Raw genomic sequence first — 18,919 nt, forward strand, 5'->3', positions numbered from 1 at the left:
CCATTTCAAAACTCATGCTGCCGTGCTTCATCGACACGGCCCGCGGCTACCTGGGCAGTGTGTTTGGCAAAGGGCCCGACACCCATCAGGGTTGCCGATCCGTCGCCGGTCCAGTTGCCGTAACCGACTAGATGCAGATTCTCCACTTCTGGTTCGCGGTCGCGCATGAGGTGGCGGAATGGGCCAAGGGCCGGGCGGAAACCAGTGCACCAGATCAGATGGTCGTGGTCGAGCTCGCTCAAACTATCGAAGATGGGAGTAGCGGTGAGTTGGCCGGAGTTGCGGAGCTCACGGAGATGAGGAAGCGCGACAATGTCGCCGAGGTCCCCGAGGTTCGGGCCGGAATCGCCACCGAGAATCCGGCGGCGGCTGCGGAGAAAGAGATCGCGGCCATCGACGTCGTCAGGCATCCAGCGCGGTTGCTCACGTGTGAACCATGTGACTTCCGATGTCCCAATGAGGTCTGCGGCGATCTGGGCACCCGAGTTCGCCCCACCGACCACCGCGACCTTCGCGCCGCGGAATGGTTCGGGGCCGGGGTAGGTCGACGAGTGCCACTGACGTCCACGGAAGGTGCCCGGATAGTGGGGCACAAAAGGCGCGGACCACGTGCCGGTGGCCGCGACAACGTGGTCCGCTGTGAATTGACCGGCGCTCGTATCTAGGAAGAACATCCCTTCCTCATGGGACACGCTGCGCACGTGCACTGGGCGCCGAACCGGGAGGTCGTGCCGTCGTTCGTAGCTTGTCAGATAGTCGATGACATGACGTGCCGGCGGGTACCCCGGGTACCGCGGCATAGGCCAGCCGGGCAGGTTGGAGAACTCCGCGGCCGAAAAAAGCGTCAGTGAAGGCCACGTGTGCAACCACGCTCCACCGGCTTCCTCTTGATTGTCCAAGATCAAGAAGTCCACTTCGTAGCGCCGCAGGTAGTATGCCGTGGCTAGGCCGGACTGGCCACCACCAACGACGACGGCCGTGTGATGCTCCATGACGCCTCTCACCTCATCGGGCACATGCCCGACCACTTTGCGTCTCCGCGAATTCACCAACGGGGAGAGCTTGTCAGTAGTAGTCAACAATCCCCACCCTAACACCCGCGTTACACACTGAACTTGAACTCCAAGGCGCATCTGCGCAAAGGAATCTTTCCGCGAAAGATAGTAAGTAAATCCAAAGAAGCAACAGGGCACGGCGGGGTTACTGCTCCGTTGCTAATCCCACTGCGGGTTGCCCACGTCCACACCTTCGGCCGCCACGTGGGCGGTGACCAGCTCGAGCAGGTAGTCCTGCGCGCCGCCGTAGGCTTCGTGGAAGCGCGCGTCGTCAACGTACATGCGCGCGAGGATGAGCTGGCGAGCCGGGGTCACCTCGTACCACTGGGCGATGCTTGCGCGGTGGCACTCCACCAGTGCTTCGGTTTCCTCGGAGCCGGGGTCCACGCCGGAATCGCGTGCGGCGATCAGTTCCGCGGCGAGTGCGTCCTGTTCTTCCTGCAGGCGTTTGAAGTCACCTTCGCCCATTTGAGCGAGCTTTTTCTGTGACTGCGCCCACTCCGGGGTATCACCCCAGCGCTGCTCAGCCTCCTTCTGGTAGGCGGGAATATCTTCGCCGAGGTACTTCTTCATTGCGTCCATGTCGATCGATCCTTTCGTTGCGTTGTCAATGAGTTGCTGGACAGATGTGAGTTGGGCGTCGAGCGTGCGCCGTCGAGAAGCGAGTGCTTCTTGGTGGTGCTTGAGGGCGCGGGTGAGGGCCGCGCCGGAGGCGTCGAGAAGCTGCGCGATCTGCGCAAGCGGCACGCCGACCCAACGGTAGAGAGCGATGGCCGCGCCGCGCTCGAGGTCCGCCTCGCTGTAAACGCGGTGTTCGGCCCACGTGCGCGCGGGTGTGATCGTCAGGGGCGCCAACAAGAACGTTGCGTCGATGTTCGGCCCACGTGCGCGCGGGTGTGATGAGGCCGAGCGCCTCCCAGTGGCGCAGCGCCTTGGTGGAAACGCCGAGGGCCTCCGCTGCTTCGCCGATCGTGTATTCGATACCATCTACCATGGTTACGATTGAACAGCTTGCCGCAGGGGTAAGTGCAAGTTGGGAGCATTCATGGACGAAGTCCGCGTGGGCGACGCCGAGCGTTCGGAAGCGCTGGACCGGCTGGGCACACTGTTCGCAGACGGTTACCTGGATGTCGGGGAGTTCGAAGAACGCACAGGTCAGGCCGCAGTCGCACGCACGCGCGGGGAGCTTTCCATGCTTTTCGACGACCTCCCGGCCGCACCGGCCCCACTGGAGAAGCGGATGCCGTCTGAGCTCGAGCTGGATGAGAAACTCGCAGCGAAGCGGAAGCTGGACACCGCGATCTACACCACCCTCATCGGCGGTTTGGCGGTATTTTTTGTGCTGCAACTTGGGTTCGACCTGGACTACGCCTGGGTGGTGTGGCCGGTGGTGGGCATTCTCGCGGTCGCTTGGTACATCGTCTTCGACATCTCCGACGAGGAGGACGAGATTCTCGAGGACCTGTTAGAGAAGGAACGTTCTGATCGCGCCGAGCGGTTGAAACTTGCCGCCGAGCGACGCAAGGAGCTTGGGAAGTAGCCGAGAATTCCTGCGCGCTCCGTTTAGAATGGGAGCATGCGTTTTCCTCGTGCGTGCGCGCTTATTGTAGCTAGTTCTGTCGGGGTGGTTACGGGTTGCGCCGGAGGTGGCGTGCCCGAGCCCGTGGTGGTCACGTCCACGCAGTGGGTGGACCCGGATTCGGGCGCGATTGCGGAGTCTGCAGAGGTTGCAGAGCCTGGCGGGGATGCGGAGGCACCGGTAGCCTTCGACTCGAACGGTGACCTGCTCGTCACCGGCAACGTGGAAGCGTGGTCGACGGAGCAGGCTCGGAAGGGCCGCCCCGCTCCGAACGACGAAGACCCGGACAACGTGTACTACGTGCTGGCCTTCGACTCCCCCGTCAACATCACGGCAAATAAGGCGGGAAGCCAGGTCGCCCAAGAAAACCCTTTCGCTCGCCTCGGATCCGTGCAGCATTGGGATTTCGGAACCTCGGACTACACCAATGGCTGGGACGAGTACGTAGGAAAGCGGGTGCGGCTGCGGGTTTCACCTAACCATTTCTCGTACTCGTCCGACGCGAGCCTGCCCTTCGGCAGCCAGCTCATGCTCAACGACAACGCCAAAATGGGCATTGAAGTGCTAAATTAACCCTCCTTTCGAATGGCTGTGTCGGACGCGTTGTTAGATTGAGTTCATCACTTTCATACAACCGCACTCTTGACAGGAAGGAGGGGCCATGACCAGCGAAATCGCCCGGTGCGTCAACGAGATTTCCACGGCGCTGCGCACGCTTAGCGCACTGTTCAAAGACCCCTCCAACCTCGCATTCGAGGACGTCCGGCACGACATGGAGCGCTTGTAGGAGCTGCAAGGCGAGATGGATCCCCGCACGCCGGCGCAACGGCGCTTTGACCAGTTCTTCGCCATTCTCGAGCAGTACGAGGATCACTGTCAGAAGTCGAACGACGGCGCAGCGTCCATGGTGCTTGCGCTGACGTTGGACGACCTCGCGGATGACGATGCCGCGATGCTTTTCGACACCAACACCGGCATCGAAAACCTCACCGGGCTGTTCCGTGAGCACCACAGGTGCAACAACGAGCACGGAGATGGCTCCTTTAACAAAGAGTTCATGGATTTTGACCTGCAAACAGGAAGGTCAGGGTTTCGTCGGCGCCCTGGTGACCCGTTGAGATTCAAGCAATCGGTCCCGGCCCCGACATTCAGCGGTAAGCCGGATCTATGCCACTAAAGGCAGGTGCGAATGCATCAAACATACTGCCTGCTACCCCCGCCTACCAGTCCGACCACCTGTCAGTGCACGATACCTGTACGCCGATGTGGGTGTAACCGCTTGGCGCGTAGCATTGGCGACATGCGCATCTTCACCGTGGGCCACTCCAACCTCGAGTTCGAGGACTTCGCTGAAATGATCAAGGCTGCCGGTGTGGCATCCATCGTGGATGTGCGCAAGCTACCCGGGTCCAGGAAGTACCCGTGGTTCAACGGCGACCACCTTGCCGAACACCTTCCCACATGTGGCATCACTTACAGCAGAAGCGAGGGCCTCACCGGGCGGCGCAACGTGTCTCACTCGGTGCCGTTTGAGGTTAACGGCAACTGGCGTAACCGCAGCTTCCACAATTACGCCGACCATGCGCTGGGCGAGGAGTTCTCCGACGCGATCTCGCAGCTACGGGCGAACGCCGCCGAAACCCCCACCGCGATCATGTGCGCCGAGGCGGTGTGGTGGCGCTGCCACCGGCGTATCGTCGCCGACCACCTCATCGCCCACGGTGACGAGGTTGGCCACATTCTGGGCCTGGGTGCAGCCGGTGCGAAGGTGAGCGAGGCAACGCTCAACGACGGCGCAGTCATCGGCAACGATCTCCTCGTGCGCTACCCCGAGCAGGGCTAGCGCGTACACCAGAAACCAGGGGGCTGCACCCTTCTCGGCCTGATCTACGCCTTTGTAGCCCGCCACCTTATGAACAGCAGCATCGGAGGCGCACCAACGGATAGCACGCTCAAACGAGCTTTAGGGTAGAAAATCTGAACCGCTCAATCTAAGAAGACCACTGGGAACCCAGGTAGTGCCCCAAAGCGTCGAATCGAAAAAGCGACCTACCGTCTTGCCACGGCCCTAGACGTTGAACTTGAACTCCACGGATTGTCGAAAGAATATAACCTCCCCCTAGCCGCCAAGCCCTTTTCCGTATTACGATTAGATGCATGAAAACTATCAACGGGAAGCTAGTCAGCGAAGAGCAAATCGATGCGTGGGTAACCGAAGCCGAGAAAGGCTACGACGTAGAGACACTTCGTCGACGTGGAAGGAAACCTCGAAACGAAGATGCTGCGAAGGTTATCTCCATTCGGCTTTCCCCCGGCGAGATATCGGACCTCGACAAGTTTGCGGCTGAAAACGGATGGTCACGCTCTCAGGCAATCCGCGAAGCGCTAAAGAATGCTATTTAGAAATGGACGTACGCCGAAGCGCCACGAAACACGGCATCAAGCCAGACGACTCCGTTACTGCCGCGACTTCAGGCTGCGTTTTTAAGACCCCACTCGATGAGGAACACCCTCAAAGGGAACTGCGCCTCGGATTCGACGGCTCAATGAGACTACTCGAGATTGTCGTACTCATCTGGGATGACGGCACCGAAACGATCATTCACTCCCTGAAGGCACGCAAACAGTACCGCACCCTGCTCGACTAGGCACGAATATCTTCGAAGAAACCCGGTGTGTTTACCGGATACAGCAATCATGAGCTCGCCAAGGCATTGCAAGTGTCTCAAAACTCGGCGAGTTTTGGTCCGCCGCACTCGATTGCGATCTCGGTCTGTGCCCTCTCACCAACACAATGCCTATTCGTCGCTTGACGCTGCTTGAGACTCAGGTTCCGAAAACGCAGCTGATCATGGCTTGGATTGATATCCCGTCTCTCCAGGTGATCACATCAGACCAGTACTACAGCTCCGTCGATGCTGAAACTGTCCGATACGAAAGCGGAACAAGGGGAGTCGACGTCGAGTTGGAGGTCAACGGTGACGGAGTGGTCGTACACTACCCTGATCTCGCACGGCGGGTCTGATCCGGAAACAACTCTAACTAAGCTGGGCGGTATGAACGACCTGACCATCGCGCCCGGCCCAGGGATCCCTGGGGGTCTGGTCATCGTCGCCGCCGACCTGACGGAGCGGTTTGCGAAAGCGTCGGGCCCCGGCGGCCAGGGCGTCAACACCACCGACAGCAAGGTGCAGCTCTCCATCGACATCGCGGAATGCGCATCGCTTTCCGACGCCCAACGCCGCCGCGCCCTCCACAACCTCGAACACCGCCTGCACGGCACTGTGCTCACCGTGAGCGCGTCGACGCAGCGCTCGCAAGTCCGTAACCGCGCCGAGGCGCGAGAGCGCATGGCCTCCCTATTGCGTGAGGCGCTCGCCCCACCGCCTCCCCCGCGGCGGAAAACGAAGCCGACGCGCGGCTCAGTGCGGCGCCGTCTCGAAGCGAAAAAGCGGCGCTCGGAGTTGAAGGCGATGAGGCGTAAGCCCCGGCTGCCGTAACACCACTCCTGCAGGCTCGTACCAAAGAACCTCAACAGCCGAAAAGCCGTGCCCCCCGCTCAGATGTCTGAGGGGAGAACGTGCGGCGGCTCGGGGCATCCCACGAATTCTCAAAGAAGACGAAGCGAGACGTGGAGTGTGAAGCACGGATACGGTGCGGACTATGCGTGACTCAACTTTCGCTATCCGCCAGATAACCTTCGACTGCAACGATCCCTCTCGGCTCGCCGAATTCTGGCCCTCCGCGACAGGGTGCGAGATTGTCGCCGACTACGGAGACTTTGTCATGGTCGGCTCCACCCCGGCGCTGGGTTTTCCGCGCGTTGCCGACCCCACCCCCGGTAAAAACCGCATTCACATCGACGGCGGCGGCACTGAACGCGAAGCCCTAGTGGAGCGCCTCAGGATGTTGGGTGCCACTGAACTCGGCCGTCATGAGGCACCGGGACTTGTTTGGACCGTTATGCAGGATCCAGAAGGCAACGAGTTTTGCGTGGGTAGCCCCGAAGCGTAACTGCACGTTAAATTTGAACTCGGCGGTATCTCGTTGCACGGTTACATTCTCGTTAACACCATCCCCACCGGGCTGGGCATGGACGTCAACGGGAAGATCTTGGACAGCTTCGCCACGCATGTCGCCCCCGCGTTGGGTAGGCAGCCGAACCGCGAAAATATGGGGTACATGGGGATGGTTATGGGGCAAGTGGCATGATGCACGACTCAGACCGTTGACATTTGCCTAGCCTTACCTTAGTCTTCCCATCGTTCCTGTAACTAAGCTTAGGCTTACTTAACTAAAGGGGAAGTTTTGAAGCTTTCACAAAAGATCGGCGCAACCGTGGTTGCACTCGCCACCACGATCGGCCTGGCCGCCTGCTCCGACTCCGGCAGCACCACCGCCAGCACGGCATCCTCTGAGGTTGCCACGTCGGCACGCACTGCGGACGCAGCGCTGACGGTGAAGGATGCGGCGGGCCGCACCATCGAGTTCGCGGAGATGCCGGACCGCATCGTGCTGGCTGAGGGCCGCGCAGCCTACGCCACCGCCCTGCTGCAGGAGAACCCGCTGGACAACATAGTTGCGTACGGCCAAGACCTGGTGAAGAACGCGGGCGCGTTCCGCGATAAGCTCCTCGAACTGCAGCCGGAAGCGAAGGATCTGCCGGCGATCGGGATGATCCAGAAGGGCGACGTCACCGTTGAGAACCTGCTCGCGCAGGACCCGGACGTGGTCATTATGACGCTCGACCAGAAGAAGGCCGCCGAAGAGGCCGGCATGATCGCAGACATGGATGCCGCCGGCATTACCTACGCCTACATCGACTTCCGCCAGAAGCCGCTGGAAAACACCACCGTATCCATGCAGCTTCTGGGTGACCTGCTCGGCCAGAGCGAACGCGCCGCGAAATACAACGAGTTCTACGACGCGAAGGTCAAGGAAATCTCCGAGCGTGCAGCGAAGATTGCCGAGAAGCCTGACGTACTGCTGTGGACCGCAGCCGGATACAACGAGTGCTGCGCCATCGCAGGCAACGTGCACCTGGGCACCTTGGTCACCGCGGCCGGCGGCCACAACCTCGGCCCAGAAGTCCTCGGCCCGGAAACTAAGACCATCACCCCAGAGAAGATGATTGAGCTCGACCCGGAGAAAATCATTGTCACCGGCGGCGAGTGGGCGCGCGAACCGAACAAGACCGACCTCTTCCGTCACGTGGAGATGGGCTACCAGTCTGATGTCAAGCTGGCGAAAGAAACTAGCAGCGGCCCGCTGCAACTGCCCGGCTTCGAGCTGCTCGAAGCGCCGCAGACCGGCAACTATTTCGCCGTGTACCACCAGTTCTACGACAACCCGTTCAACGTCTTCGCGCTTGAAGCCTTTGCCAAGTGGATCCACCCGGAGGAGTTCGCTGACTACCACCCCACCAAGGACTTCATCGAGTTCCACAAGGAGTGGATGCCGTTCGAGTACAGCGGCGTGTTTTTCTACGATCCTGCGAACCCGGACGAGAGCTAACCCATGACAACTCGAGTATCCGCGCAGCCCGCCGCAAACGTGGATGCTCGCCAGGCCGCGATTACGAGCTACCACAAGCGCGGGCGCAACAAAGCGTTCGCTATCGTGGGGCTGGTCATCGCGGCCTTCGCGAGCTTCCTCGTCGCCGTCGTCGTCGGCCCCATCGACATCGCACTTGCCGACGTCTACAACGCCGTTTTCCACCCCGAGTCGGTGGAGGATCAGACCCGCGTGGTCATTCGCACCCTGCGCTTGCCCGCTGCGGTGATGGCACTGCTGTGCGGCGCCGCGCTCGGCCTCGCTGGCGGGCAGATGCAGACCATCTTGGACAACCCCCTTGCCGAGCCCTTCACCCTCGGTATCTCGGCGGCAGCCGCGTTCGGTGCGGCGATCGCCATTGTGATGGGCTGGACGCTCATCCCGAACCCGCAGTTTAACCTGGCGCTCACCGCGGCGATCGCAGCACTTCTCGCCGTCGCTATCGTGGCAGTCGCGTCCGTGTGGCGCGGCGCCACCGCCGAATCGATGATCCTCCTCGGAATCGCGCTGAGTTTCTTCTTCCAGGCCCTGCTCTCGCTGCTGCAGTACAGCGCCAACATCGAAGCACTCCAACAGATCGTGTTCTGGACCATGGGTTCGATGCAGCGCGCGAACTGGACCGCGAACGTCATCCTCGCTGTGGTGGTCGCCGCAGCGATCCCCTTCTGCGTGGTCAACTCCTGGCGCCTAACGGCACTACGGCTTGGCGACGATCGCGCTGCCGCCCTCGGCATCGACGTCAAACGCCTGCGCCTCACTACCTTGCTTGTGGCATCCTTCCTGTCCGCCTCGGCGGTCGCGTTCACCGGCATCATCGGCTTCATCGGCCTTGTCGGCCCCCACGTCGCCCGCATGCTGGTGGGCGAGGACCAGAAGTTCTTCCTTCCCGGCGCGGCAGCCGCGGGCGCGATGCTGCTCAGCGTGGCTTATGCGGTATCGCTCTCCATCATCCCAGGGCTCGCGATCCCCATCGGCATCATCACCTCGCTGGTCGGCGTGCCGTTCTTCGTCTTCCTCATCTTCACCCGCGCACGAAAGAGGGGCTAACCGTGGTAATTTCCGCTGAGCACCTCACCGTCGGCTACGGCCGTGCCACGATCATCGACGACATGACCTTCGGCCCGCTGGAAGAAGGCAAAGTCGTAGGGCTCATCGGCCCAAACGCCGCCGGCAAGTCCACGCTGGTGAAAACCATCGCGGGGATTAAGAAGCCGTCGCAAGGCACCTGCTCCATCGTCGTCGATGGGTGCGAAGTCACCGGCAAGTCTCGCACCACCGCCATCGGCTACGTGCCCCAAGACATGCTGACCACCGCGTCACTCACCGCGTTCGAGTCCATCATGGTTTCCGCGAAGCGCCGCGGCGCGGTCGATACTGATCCAGTCGCGGCAACGGCGGACATCATGGAGCGACTCAACATCACGCACCTCGCCGACCGCATGGTCTCCGACATGTCTGGCGGCCAGCGCCAGTTGGTCAGCGTCGCGCAGATGCTCGTGCGCACCCCGAGCGTCTTGCTTCTCGACGAACCCACGTCCGCCCTCGACCTGCGCCACCAGGTGCACCTGCTTGACATCATCCGCGATGAAGTGGTGGGAACCGACAGGCTTGCCCTGGTTGCAATCCACGACCTCAACCTCGCCGCACGTTTCTGCGACGAGCTGCTCGTGGTCAAAGCGGGCCGTGTCGTGGCACTGGATACCCCGGCCGCGGTGCTCAACCCTGAGCTCCTCAACGAGGTCTACGGCATTAGCGCCCGCATCCTCGACGACGACGGCGTGCCGGTCATCTGCCCGGTGTGAATGCGCGGGCCCATATCCAGCCCGGCCAGTTCATGTCCGGGTTCCAGGGACGCATCGCTGGGGCTAGCTTCGCGTGGGAAGTCGAGCGCGACGCGGTACACCCTGACTACACGTTAGCTACACATTGAACTTAAATTCGACGGAGTGTCGTCGATAAATAACTATTCGATGCGCAAAGTACAACGAAATACCGCTAGAAACAGACAACATATGGGGGTGCACAGAAACACATATAGGTTCTGCGGAAAACCTATAGGGTGCGTCGCTAAAAACCGCTGTGCGCGAAAAACATAAAGGGTTTACGGACCCGGTCCCAGACCCCTCAATACTCTGAGCCGGAAGAATGGAAAGTGGAAGGTTGATGTATCCCCACTATTTATTTTTTCCGTTTTTCGGAGTACATCGGGAGCTACAACTGCGGACCAGCTCTGTGTGAACTAGATGAGAAGGCGCAGCAGCGAATCATCGACGCTGGACAGTTGGTGCTGCGGGCACGCGAGCGGCACCCCCAGCGGTCACTCGCGGAGCACTACAACCCGTTATCGATGGACCCAATTCTGCTCAAGGCTCACAACAACTTGGACCGGGAAGTCGATAAGGCTTTCGATGTGGCACGCAAACTCACCAACGAGCGCCAGCGCCAGGAGCTACTGTTCGCCAGCTACGGGGAGTTGGCGAGGGGCTATGTCTCCTCGCTTTCATCAAAATCGAAACCACCAGCAGGGTCGTTCCCCGTGCGGGTGATTTTGATCGGTCCCGCTGCTGGGTGTAGAACCCTGTCGCTGGCAACGCCGGGAACTATGACTGTGCCCGACGAGAACACGTCACTGCCATAACGCGGCTCACGGTAGACGAACATGGGTCGTTCACTACTACTGGTGGATTTCGGTTTTGGTGGTGGGGGGATTACCGCCGCCGGCCTCGATTTTTCCGTTGAGGAGGGCGTTGACTACTTCCCGATTGTGAAATGGGCCGATGGCGCGGTGAAGAGGAACCAGTCACCTGGAAGAGATCGATCCAGTCGCTGGTGTGCAATCTGGGAGGTAGGGTTGCGGGGTCGATTCCTCGCGAGCGCAACCATGATTGTGTCTCTGAACGTGATGAAAACAACCCTGCCCTTCGGAGAATTTCCCCTATCCCGCGTCCCCGGGCGGTGAAAACGGTGTGCACCATCGCCTGAAAGGCTTTGCGTTGCTCTATCGGGATCTTCGGGTCACCCACCCGGCGGATCACTAAGATCCCCCCGTCAACGTTTGGCTGTGGCCGGAAAGCAGACCTTGGTACTCGGGAACCAAGGTGAAACGTGAACCATGGGGACCACTGAGCTGTCATCATCGTGCTTGCACCTACCCCGGCCCGGCGGCGAGCGACTTCCCACTGCATGAGGAGTACAGCGGCAGTCCATGCCGGCGCATGCAACAACTTTCGAAGAATGGCAGTGGTGAGGTGAAAGGGAATGTTTCCCACAATGACGCAGGGAGTGGCGGGTAACGGGAAGTTGAGGAAATCATCATGGACCACTTCGACCGACGCCGAGGTGGTCTTTTTTGTGAGTTTGGCAGCTAGTTTTGCGTCTACCTCAACTGCCGTTATTGCCCTCCCCAAGTGGGATATCGGGTGAGTGAGGGCACCGCTTCCTGGCCCGATCTCAATGATGGGGCCGGAGGTTTGTTTTACAAGATCGACGATGGAGTTGATGATCTTGTGGTCTGTGAGAAAATTTTGGCCATGTTCGTGACGGCCGTATCCGTATGTAGACATCAGGTGTGCTCCGTGGAGTTGAAACGGAGCCGGGCATGGCAAATGGCCGCCCGGCTAAAGGACCGGAGCGGTTTCTAACCTGCGGGAGGGAGAAAACCGCCTTAGCGGCTGGTGAGCGGCCGCATGAAAACGGAACCTGAAATCAACATGGGCCTATCGTATCCAATTAATTTCGCAGGGTCCAATACGGTGAGAAAGAAGACAACCGCACCGCAACAGTGCAAGACCTCTCTGGATTGGAATTTAATTGAACATGGGTTTGGGGTACGACGCGCCCTACTCGGAGTGGCACGGACACTACGGCTGCGCGCCCACACACAACAGTAAAGAGCTCGGCAATGCACAGACACGTAACGAGAGCGCCACAAATGTATGTACGTTTAAGTTACAGCATCGACACTGACGCTCCACATGGAGGGACGGCCGCAGCCCTGCAGCAAGCACACGGCAGGGTGTCTGCTTCGGGCGACGTGAAATTACGCAGAAAAATACGAAACACATCACCGCAGGTCACGGTAGGTATTTGCGGGTCATTTCGTAATCTCGTAAACGAAACGAACAAAACTACGAAACGCAAAAACATACGTTGAGCAGCGTAAATGGTTTTCGTTTCGTAATTTTTCCACTTTTTGAAGAAAATCTAAATAAGAAGAGACACCTTGATTGCGATTGTGTCCCGTGTCACATAGCTGCAACCCCTGCAGCGTGCCCTCAACGAGGACGCTCTGTGTCGTAGACATGTGCCTGCAATGCGTGTCTGTGTCTCTCTCTTAAAAGGTTTGGGTCGAAATACCGCAAAATTACGAAACACCGCCGAAATGTGACGTGTCTGTGCAGGTCACAGCGTTATCGCGTGTTTCGTAGTTTTGTTCTTTTCGTTTGCGGAAATCACGAAACCGCAGGTAGAGCGTTTCGTAATTTTTTCGTATTTTGATCGGCAAATTACGAAACGAGGTCAAAACTACGAAACGAACACACAACACCTGTGTTGCGTGTCACACAACGGCGCGCCACGGACGTGTTGCAGCGTGGCAGTATCCCGGCCGTGTCACATAGCCGCAACCCCTGCAGCGTGCCCTCAATGAGGACGGTCTATGTCGTAGACATGTGCCCGTAATGTGGTGTCTGTGTCTCTCCCTTAAAAGGTTTGGGTCGAAATGCCGCAAAATTACGAAACATCCCCGAAATGTGACGTGTCTGTGCAGGTCACAGCGTTATCGCGTGTTTCGTAATTTGGTTTTCCGATTTTCGTAGTTCTACGAAACCGCAGGTAGAGCGTTTCGTAATTTTTTCGTATTTTGATCGGCAAATTACGAAACGAGGTCAAAACTACGAAACGAGCGCGCTACAGACGTGTCACAGGTCATAAAAAGGCGCGCCCCTTGCGTGTCACCATGCCGCCACACAACAGCTGCCCCACCACAACACCCCAGCCGTGCCACGAGGCGTGTAGAAACGTGCTCGGTTCGATTCGTAAAGATTAGGTCGCAGGCTATTGTGCGCGACGCATAAGTTCCGTACGATAGCCCCCAGACCGTATGTGGCGTTTTAATTCGTTTTTGGTTTAGCCAGCCGCATACGGGGGATAACCCCGAGGATAATTCATAAAGAGACAGCCTCTCGACCGTGATAGGCGCGGTTCCTCCGACGAGATAGACCGGTCGGCAACGGCATTGCCAACCACAAAAGCGGTCAGGTAGGGAGTAAGCGCTCCCGTAAAGCGATGGGACGGCAGACCACCGTTCTAGCGAGTCGAGCACGGCACTCCAAGCCGCCTGAATAGCAAGCCGGTAAAGCACCCCGCTCCGGGACAGATCAATCTGCCCAGGAGCGTTTTTCTATGTCCGAAAAGGACACGACTACCGCCGTCGCGCCACGCTTTTACACGCTGCAGGAACTCGCCGATCTCGGCGTCGGCTCCGAGTCCACGTTGCGAAAAGCTATTAAAGAGGGCCGTCTTTCATTCCACCGTTTCGGCACCGCCTATCGGATTCGCCAAGACGATCTCGACGCCTACCTCACGGCCGCACGCCGCCCTGCCCCGCAGCTATTCGACGGCTTCGTCGATGCCGTCGTGAATGCAGCGCCCCAACTGACAGATGAGCAGCGCCAGCAGCTCGTCACGGTGCTGGGCGGTGTGAAGCACTAATGCGGACAAACCCGCCTACGACGAGATCCCGCCGCTTAGCTCAGCTAGTCAGGCTGGGTCTTGAACTGAGTGCGAGGGCTGATGGGTGATGGCCGTGCTACTACACACGCGCGCTCCACCGTCGTGCCCCGAGTCCAAATAAACAGTTCATTCAACCAAGGAGAACAAACCATGTCTTTCAGAGACGATTACGCAGCAGCGCTGCGCGATGAGCAGCAAGCAAAAGATACCGTGAACGAGGCGCGCCGTGCACACAAAGCGACAAAGGAGCGCCTTGCGCAGTTGCGCAAGTATGCCGAAGAGTTCGAGGTGAATCTCGACGGTGACAAGTCCGCCAGCACCGAAGGGGACGGTGACAAGTCCGCCAGCACCGAAGGGGACAGCGATACACCTGAGAACGGTGACGGCGACACGCCTGAGAGCACCGAGGGCAGTAAGCCGAAGCGGCATCTAGAAGTTGTACCCGACTAACCCTTTAGCCGTACACGCAATCACCTCATGTGTGTACGGCCACGCGGCGTGACGACCTACAGCCGTCACGTTTGATGTCGCCACACACCCCGCTCGCAAGGGCGGGGTTTTCGCGTGTGTGCGGGTGGCTGCGGCACCGCTACACGTGACACTGTCACGATGCTTGCGCCGGTATCGGCGACGGGGCATATACACGTCTGCCCCGTCGCCTGGATCATCCGCCACATGGCTGGCGGTATGTCGCGCTGCTGTTATGCGCGGTTCTGGCCGGCATAGTCTTGTGTGGACTTGAAATATGCCGAAGACGGGGCCGTGGGTGCAGCAAAGACAGCAGCGTGGACAGAGCAGATTTCAGCAGCTGTGCTGCTGAAGATGCAACCGCGACGGCAGATGGTATGCGGCGCATGCCGCATAATGGACGCGTCGTGAGATACGCCAATATCCATCTCGGCAGGCTTGCCGTGATGGAGCGTTTCGTGATGACCCAAACACGACACATCGATGCTGGCATATCCGAATACATATCGACGGGATATATCGGATTGCCAGCATCGATGTGTCGTGACGTAAAGCATGGGTCATCACACAAGGTGCAGCGCCAGCTGCACTATTGGGCATCTTGACCGGAGCGCAGCGGAGGGCAAGACAGCACCAGCCAGACCGAGCGAGCGAGGTCTGAGTCTGGGGCTGTAGGGGGCGGCGCGTCAGCGCCGGGCACCGGGTTATGCGAGCGCCAGCGAGCAGTAATACCCGGTGCAGTGCCTCGGCTATGCCGAGCGCCGGAGCGCAGCGGAGGCGTCGCACCCCCTTATGCCCTTTTCCCCCTTCTACCCCTATAACGACAAACATATAGGGGTTTTGACACAGAAGGGGGCTGCGACCTACGTGTTTCGGGTCTTTACGTGGTCTTCGACCCTTACCCGAAACGGCCCGTTGATGCGCGAAGCGCACATGGTGCCTACACAAAATCTGCAGGTCGCCACGCTGTGCGCACCACATACGGCGTCAGTCGTTGTATGTCGGTCTTAAAGTAAGGGCCGATGACGGGTGGAAACGCCGCTTGCGGCGTCTTCCCGCGTCATCGAGACACCTGCAGCGAGCTTGCGAGCGCAAGGTGTCTAACCGAACGGCAAGACCGACATCGTCTAAGTGGTGCGCACAGCCACACCCTGCACCGTGACACCGCCGTCAGGCGGTCATTGCAGGGTGGTGAAAATCCCGCAGCGAGCTATCCGCCGCAAGGCGGTGTTGATGCTGCTGCGGGGGTTGAGACACGGGCCTGAAGTAACACACTCCATATCGGCCCGTACAACAAGCACACTATCGGTGCAGACGTATCACGCTCGCGGCGGACATATGCGCGACAGCGCATGTGAGATACACCGCCAGCGACGTGTGTTTCGCAGCGCCCGCGCTGCAGCAGATCCAGCGGCAGCTGCTGACACAAATTCATAGCGCCGCGACTCGATTGGTTCATCTTTGTGGCAGCGGCTGTACGGCCCTGTGGCGGCCGTAGACGCCTCGGATGGACGGAGTGCGCGTGCAGAAGAACAGTTTCGAGACGTCGCTGTTCGTCGTGTATCCGCCGAAGTCGATGTGCAAGGAGATCCCCGACTACTACACCAGTGAGGTGGACGGGCGCGAAGTGAAACGTCCGCGCTATGTCGCCCGCGACTACGAAGAAGCAAAGAAGTACCCCGAAGAGTCAATGCGTTGGCTCGCCGAGAACTTCATTCCCGGCGGCATCGACGCAGTCGCCGGCGGGGACATGAACTTCGACGAATCGACGCCACACATCCAGTTTCAGGCGGACACCCTCTCTCCCCCCATCCGGACAAGCCCGGTACGCTGCGTTGCCGCCCTGGCATCGCGTACAACACAGACCCCACGGTGCGGTACAAAGACGACCCGAAGAAGGGCAAGCAGATATCGGGCCAACAGAAGTTCATCGATGCACAGCGAGGGCTTCGTGAACACATGCACTCGTTGGGTTATCCGGTCGAGCTGGAAGTCTCTGAACGACACGACGAGTCGCTGAACCTCGACCGCTACACCGAGCAGTAAGACCGAGAGCGGGATCTCAAGAACCGCGAACGTGAAGTGGAAGTCAAGAAGCGCTCCGTGCAGCGCGACATGGACGCGATCGAGCGTGATCGCGAGCAGGCAGCAAAAGAACTCAAGCAGGCCCAAGAAGCCAACGAGAAAGCGCAAAGTGTGCTGCAGCACGCCGAAGAACAGGCCCGCGCTGTTGCTGAGCGCGTACTTCGTGAATCACGCGAGAAAGCCGACCAGGACGCCGAACAGACCATGGGCCTTGCCGAAGCGCAAGCAGACGAGCTGCTCGAACGAGCCGAAGAGACTGCACGGGCCAAGGCGAGCGCGATTACAGCCACGGCCCGCAACGAAGCGGAGTCGATAACTCGCAAGGCCGACGAGGCCCATAAGCAGGCTGAGCGCGACGCCGAGACGATCCGCAACAAAGCACGAGATGAAGCCACGAGCGTCCGCGACGAGGCCACACGCGACGCTGCAGTAACGCGCAAGGATGCTCACGATGAGGCTGATCAGATCCGCCGCAACGCGCACGCGGATGCCGAAGACGAAGCCGCCATCATCATCGAAGAAGCGGTGAAGTCAGGACAGCAGTTGGAGCACTTGGATAAGAAGTTCCTGGTGCAAGAACTGCATCGTAGCCCGGAGCTGCTTGAGCGTTACACGCTGTTCAGGGAGTCGCAGACCTCAGGCAAGAAGGACGGGGCGCAGCAGCGCGCACGTGAGCGCATTGAGAAGCGCCGCCAGCAGCAACAGCAGCAGCGTGACCACGACGGCGGCATGGAGCTGTAGGGGCGCTCTCCCCTGCCCTGTACGGCCTTCTGAGGGCCGTATAGGGTGCCGTCGGCGTCCGTCGGTCATCGGCGGCGGGCAAACCGCTGAGATTCGGCGAAAAGCGAAGAAATCTCGGCTAGGCGGGGCCAGTGTCACTACGTTGCGCAGTGAATTGGCCTGTTAAGTGGCGGAGATAGTGCGCAGTACGTCGGTGTGTACGGCGGCGCATGTGCTGCGCAGAAGAGACGCCCGCAAAAGGGCCGGCAGAATGTCGTTGTCATTCTGTTGCGCAGTAAAGGTGTCAATAGAATGGCGAGCCACTTTATTGCCCGATTCACATGTCATTAAAGTGACAGGGCATTTGATTGCGCAGTAAACGTGTCGATGAAATGGGTGCCCAATACACAGTGGAACCTACGTGTTAATGAAATGTCGCGTCCACTACATAGTGCAGTGAATTGCGCAGCAGAAACGCCAGTAAAAGCACCGCTGCACTGCACTGTAAAACAGCACGGGTGATGTGCAACAAAGCGGCGTGTGAAATGCACCGTGAAATGTCAGTGCACCTAGAGCTGCACCACCGCTATTCCCCTACGACGTCCGAACGGCGCCTTGGTGCTGTTGCAAACTTCAGGCGGAGAGCCGTGACGACCCAGTCTTCATCCTCTGATGCTCGCTGCGGGTCGGCGTTCTCAGGCAGCCTCGAACACCCGGCTGACGATCACCGCATCCGGGTTCGGTTGCTCGTAGGCAAACATCGCGCCCTGGCCTTTCCGTAATGAGTGCATCGCTTCCATCCCTTTCAACGTCCGGTACGCCGAGGTCCGGTTTTTGAACGCCCCCTTCGGTCCGAGGATCCGTTTCAGCCGCCCATGATCTCCTTCAATGACGTTATTGAGGTATTTCACCTGCCGGTGTTCCACGGTCTGCGGGCAGATTCCCTCTGACTTCAACTCGGCGATTGCCCTGGCCAGGGAGGGTGCTTTATCGGTGTTGATCACCCGCGGGAACCCGGTTATCGTGTTCGACCTCAGGGCCTTGGCCAGGAAACGCTTCGCTGCGGCGACATTACGCTTTGGGGACAGGTAAAAATCCAGGGTATGCCCACCCGCGGTGATGGCCCGATAGAGGTAGCACCACTTTCCCCCGACCCGGATATAGGTCTCGTCCACCCGCCAGGACCGGGCCTGCCAATCCGGGACTTGTCGGTACCACCGGGTCTGCTTGTCCAGCTTAGGAGCATATTTCTGGACCCAGCGGTAGATGGTGCTGTGATCGACCGGTACGCCGCGTTCGGTCATCATTTCTTCCAGATCGCGGTAGCTGAGCCCGTAGCGGCAGTACCACCGGACCGCCCACAGGATGATTTCACGGGGAAATGACGACCGGAGAAGATGCCCATGGCTGTGATTATTTCACGCAGGTCTTCTTGTCGCCCGAACTTTGCAACAGCACCAGCGGAAACGGGGTTCTCGCGGGCCACGGTCGCACGTCACGTCGCCGCCCTTAAAGGGGCGGGTGAATGGCCCGAGCTGTAGGGGTCTCACACCGTAAGCAATATACGGTTCCCCTGCCCCCGGGCAGTGAAGAATGAGAGAACCCGTGTGAAGCAAGGTTCTCAGATAGCGGAAGACCCCGGGGAGCAGGGGGGGTGTTCCTATATAGGTTGTCAACTCCGTGGGTGAGGTTGTTGGGGGTATGAAGGGCTTCTGCTTCGCCGTGT

22 protein-coding genes and 1 pseudogene are annotated in these 18,919 nt (G+C 59.5%); 18 read left to right on the forward strand and 5 right to left on the reverse strand.

Going from position 1 to position 18,919, the window contains the following annotated elements:
- Positions 1-5 precede the first annotated feature (5 nt).
- From QP994_RS07060 to QP994_RS11200, 3 genes are all read right to left on the reverse strand, one after another.
- Entirely contained in the window at positions 6-992 is a 987-nt protein-coding gene (locus QP994_RS07060; RefSeq protein ID WP_284865874.1) for an NAD(P)-binding domain-containing protein, read from the reverse strand.
- Between the two features lie 222 nt (positions 993-1,214).
- On the reverse strand, positions 1,215-1,637 hold the full coding sequence (locus tag QP994_RS11195) for a TipAS antibiotic-recognition domain-containing protein (protein ID WP_350338199.1): 423 nt from the start codon (positions 1,635-1,637) through the stop codon (positions 1,215-1,217).
- Positions 1,638-1,662: 25 nt separating this feature from the next.
- Positions 1,663-2,049, reverse strand: a complete 387-nt coding sequence (locus QP994_RS11200; RefSeq protein WP_350338200.1) for a MerR family transcriptional regulator — start codon at positions 2,047-2,049, stop codon at positions 1,663-1,665.
- Between the two features lie 51 nt (positions 2,050-2,100).
- Between QP994_RS11200 and QP994_RS07075 the strand changes: the two genes are divergently transcribed.
- From QP994_RS07075 to QP994_RS07140, 14 genes are all read left to right on the forward strand, one after another.
- Entirely contained in the window at positions 2,101-2,595 is a 495-nt protein-coding gene (locus QP994_RS07075) for a DUF1707 SHOCT-like domain-containing protein (RefSeq protein ID WP_034662582.1), read from the forward strand.
- Between the two features lie 36 nt (positions 2,596-2,631).
- A complete protein-coding gene (locus QP994_RS07080; RefSeq protein WP_284865875.1) occupies positions 2,632-3,207 on the forward strand; it encodes a hypothetical protein in 576 nt (191 codons plus the stop codon).
- Positions 3,208-3,295: 88 nt separating this feature from the next.
- The gene (locus QP994_RS07085) at positions 3,296-3,421 is read left to right on the forward strand and encodes a hypothetical protein (RefSeq protein WP_257997210.1); all 126 of its coding nucleotides are present in this window, start codon (positions 3,296-3,298) and stop codon (positions 3,419-3,421) included.
- Positions 3,422-3,436: 15 nt separating this feature from the next.
- Positions 3,437-3,811: a hypothetical protein gene (locus tag QP994_RS07090; protein ID WP_284865876.1), complete on the forward strand. Its 375-nt coding sequence runs from the start codon at positions 3,437-3,439 to the stop codon at positions 3,809-3,811.
- 123 nt (positions 3,812-3,934) lie between these two features.
- The gene (locus QP994_RS07095) at positions 3,935-4,477 is read left to right on the forward strand and encodes a DUF488 domain-containing protein (RefSeq protein ID WP_284865887.1); all 543 of its coding nucleotides are present in this window, start codon (positions 3,935-3,937) and stop codon (positions 4,475-4,477) included.
- Positions 4,478-4,791: 314 nt separating this feature from the next.
- On the forward strand, positions 4,792-5,037 hold the full coding sequence (locus tag QP994_RS07100; protein WP_034662589.1) for a ribbon-helix-helix domain-containing protein: 246 nt from the start codon (positions 4,792-4,794) through the stop codon (positions 5,035-5,037).
- Between the two features lie 2 nt (positions 5,038-5,039).
- A complete protein-coding gene (locus QP994_RS07105; RefSeq protein WP_034662591.1) occupies positions 5,040-5,282 on the forward strand; it encodes a hypothetical protein in 243 nt (80 codons plus the stop codon).
- Positions 5,283-5,347: 65 nt separating this feature from the next.
- Positions 5,348-5,659, forward strand: a complete 312-nt coding sequence (locus QP994_RS07110; protein WP_269544833.1) for a putative glycolipid-binding domain-containing protein — start codon at positions 5,348-5,350, stop codon at positions 5,657-5,659.
- Positions 5,660-5,690: 31 nt separating this feature from the next.
- Complete coding sequence (arfB, locus tag QP994_RS07115) at positions 5,691-6,134, forward strand: alternative ribosome rescue aminoacyl-tRNA hydrolase ArfB (RefSeq protein ID WP_034662593.1); 444 nt, start codon at positions 5,691-5,693, stop codon at positions 6,132-6,134.
- 163 nt (positions 6,135-6,297) lie between these two features.
- The gene (locus QP994_RS07120; RefSeq protein ID WP_034662596.1) at positions 6,298-6,648 is read left to right on the forward strand and encodes a VOC family protein; all 351 of its coding nucleotides are present in this window, start codon (positions 6,298-6,300) and stop codon (positions 6,646-6,648) included.
- Between the two features lie 294 nt (positions 6,649-6,942).
- Positions 6,943-8,148 carry an ABC transporter substrate-binding protein gene (locus tag QP994_RS07125; protein WP_034662599.1) on the forward strand — a complete coding sequence of 402 codons (1,206 nt, stop codon included), beginning with the start codon at positions 6,943-6,945 and terminating at the stop codon, positions 8,146-8,148.
- 3 nt (positions 8,149-8,151) lie between these two features.
- Entirely contained in the window at positions 8,152-9,234 is a 1,083-nt protein-coding gene (locus QP994_RS07130) for a FecCD family ABC transporter permease (RefSeq protein ID WP_084576451.1), read from the forward strand.
- 62 nt (positions 9,235-9,296) lie between these two features.
- Positions 9,297-9,989 carry an ABC transporter ATP-binding protein gene (locus tag QP994_RS07135; RefSeq protein WP_052092559.1) on the forward strand — a complete coding sequence of 231 codons (693 nt, stop codon included), beginning with the start codon at positions 9,297-9,299 and terminating at the stop codon, positions 9,987-9,989.
- 482 nt (positions 9,990-10,471) lie between these two features.
- The gene (locus QP994_RS07140) at positions 10,472-10,825 is read left to right on the forward strand and encodes a type IIL restriction-modification enzyme MmeI (protein ID WP_016423158.1); all 354 of its coding nucleotides are present in this window, start codon (positions 10,472-10,474) and stop codon (positions 10,823-10,825) included.
- A 70-nt stretch (positions 10,826-10,895) separates the two neighbouring features.
- Here the strand turns inward: QP994_RS07140 and erm are convergent, their stop codons facing one another.
- Positions 10,896-11,750 carry a 23S ribosomal RNA methyltransferase Erm gene (gene erm / locus QP994_RS07145; protein ID WP_284865877.1) on the reverse strand — a complete coding sequence of 285 codons (855 nt, stop codon included), beginning with the start codon at positions 11,748-11,750 and terminating at the stop codon, positions 10,896-10,898.
- Between the two features lie 1,840 nt (positions 11,751-13,590).
- Here erm and QP994_RS07150 point away from each other — a divergent pair.
- From QP994_RS07150 to QP994_RS07165, 4 genes are all read left to right on the forward strand, one after another.
- On the forward strand, positions 13,591-13,899 hold the full coding sequence (locus tag QP994_RS07150; protein ID WP_070574078.1) for a helix-turn-helix domain-containing protein: 309 nt from the start codon (positions 13,591-13,593) through the stop codon (positions 13,897-13,899).
- 171 nt (positions 13,900-14,070) lie between these two features.
- Positions 14,071-14,370, forward strand: a complete 300-nt coding sequence (locus QP994_RS07155; RefSeq protein WP_024058949.1) for a hypothetical protein — start codon at positions 14,071-14,073, stop codon at positions 14,368-14,370.
- Between the two features lie 1,540 nt (positions 14,371-15,910).
- Entirely contained in the window at positions 15,911-16,408 is a 498-nt protein-coding gene (locus QP994_RS07160) for a plasmid recombination protein (protein WP_284855099.1), read from the forward strand.
- 62 nt (positions 16,409-16,470) lie between these two features.
- Positions 16,471-17,214, forward strand: a complete 744-nt coding sequence (locus QP994_RS07165) for a hypothetical protein (RefSeq protein WP_210399957.1) — start codon at positions 16,471-16,473, stop codon at positions 17,212-17,214.
- A gap of 674 nt (positions 17,215-17,888) precedes the next feature.
- Here QP994_RS07165 and QP994_RS07170 read toward each other — a convergent pair.
- A pseudogene (locus tag QP994_RS07170) lies at positions 17,889-18,598 on the reverse strand (IS6 family transposase).
- Positions 18,599-18,919 lie beyond the last annotated feature (321 nt).

This window comes from Corynebacterium sp. MSK044 (assembly GCF_030232825.1).
Classification (GTDB): domain Bacteria; phylum Actinomycetota; class Actinomycetes; order Mycobacteriales; family Mycobacteriaceae; genus Corynebacterium.

Excerpts from the sequence above, each read along its gene's own strand:
- QP994_RS07060 (WP_284865874.1), bottom strand. The coding sequence starts at position 992 with ATGGAGCATCACACGGCCGTCGTCGTTGGTGGTGGCCAGTCCGGCCTA.
- QP994_RS11195 (WP_350338199.1), bottom strand. The coding sequence starts at position 1,637 with ATGGACGCAATGAAGAAGTACCTCGGCGAAGATATTCCCGCCTACCAG.
- QP994_RS11200 (WP_350338200.1), bottom strand. The coding sequence starts at position 2,049 with ATGGTAGATGGTATCGAATACACGATCGGCGAAGCAGCGGAGGCCCTC.
- QP994_RS07075 (WP_034662582.1), top strand. The coding sequence starts at position 2,101 with ATGGACGAAGTCCGCGTGGGCGACGCCGAGCGTTCGGAAGCGCTGGAC.
- QP994_RS07080 (WP_284865875.1), top strand. The coding sequence starts at position 2,632 with ATGCGTTTTCCTCGTGCGTGCGCGCTTATTGTAGCTAGTTCTGTCGGG.
- QP994_RS07085 (WP_257997210.1), top strand. The coding sequence starts at position 3,296 with ATGACCAGCGAAATCGCCCGGTGCGTCAACGAGATTTCCACGGCGCTG.
- QP994_RS07090 (WP_284865876.1), top strand. The coding sequence starts at position 3,437 with ATGGATCCCCGCACGCCGGCGCAACGGCGCTTTGACCAGTTCTTCGCC.
- QP994_RS07095 (WP_284865887.1), top strand. The coding sequence starts at position 3,935 with ATGCGCATCTTCACCGTGGGCCACTCCAACCTCGAGTTCGAGGACTTC.
- QP994_RS07100 (WP_034662589.1), top strand. The coding sequence starts at position 4,792 with ATGAAAACTATCAACGGGAAGCTAGTCAGCGAAGAGCAAATCGATGCG.
- QP994_RS07105 (WP_034662591.1), top strand. The coding sequence starts at position 5,040 with ATGGACGTACGCCGAAGCGCCACGAAACACGGCATCAAGCCAGACGAC.
- arfB (WP_034662593.1), top strand. The coding sequence starts at position 5,691 with ATGAACGACCTGACCATCGCGCCCGGCCCAGGGATCCCTGGGGGTCTG.
- QP994_RS07120 (WP_034662596.1), top strand. The coding sequence starts at position 6,298 with ATGCGTGACTCAACTTTCGCTATCCGCCAGATAACCTTCGACTGCAAC.
- QP994_RS07130 (WP_084576451.1), top strand. The coding sequence starts at position 8,152 with ATGACAACTCGAGTATCCGCGCAGCCCGCCGCAAACGTGGATGCTCGC.
- QP994_RS07135 (WP_052092559.1), top strand. The coding sequence starts at position 9,297 with ATGACCTTCGGCCCGCTGGAAGAAGGCAAAGTCGTAGGGCTCATCGGC.
- erm (WP_284865877.1), bottom strand. The coding sequence starts at position 11,750 with ATGTCTACATACGGATACGGCCGTCACGAACATGGCCAAAATTTTCTC.
- QP994_RS07150 (WP_070574078.1), top strand. The coding sequence starts at position 13,591 with ATGTCCGAAAAGGACACGACTACCGCCGTCGCGCCACGCTTTTACACG.
- QP994_RS07155 (WP_024058949.1), top strand. The coding sequence starts at position 14,071 with ATGTCTTTCAGAGACGATTACGCAGCAGCGCTGCGCGATGAGCAGCAA.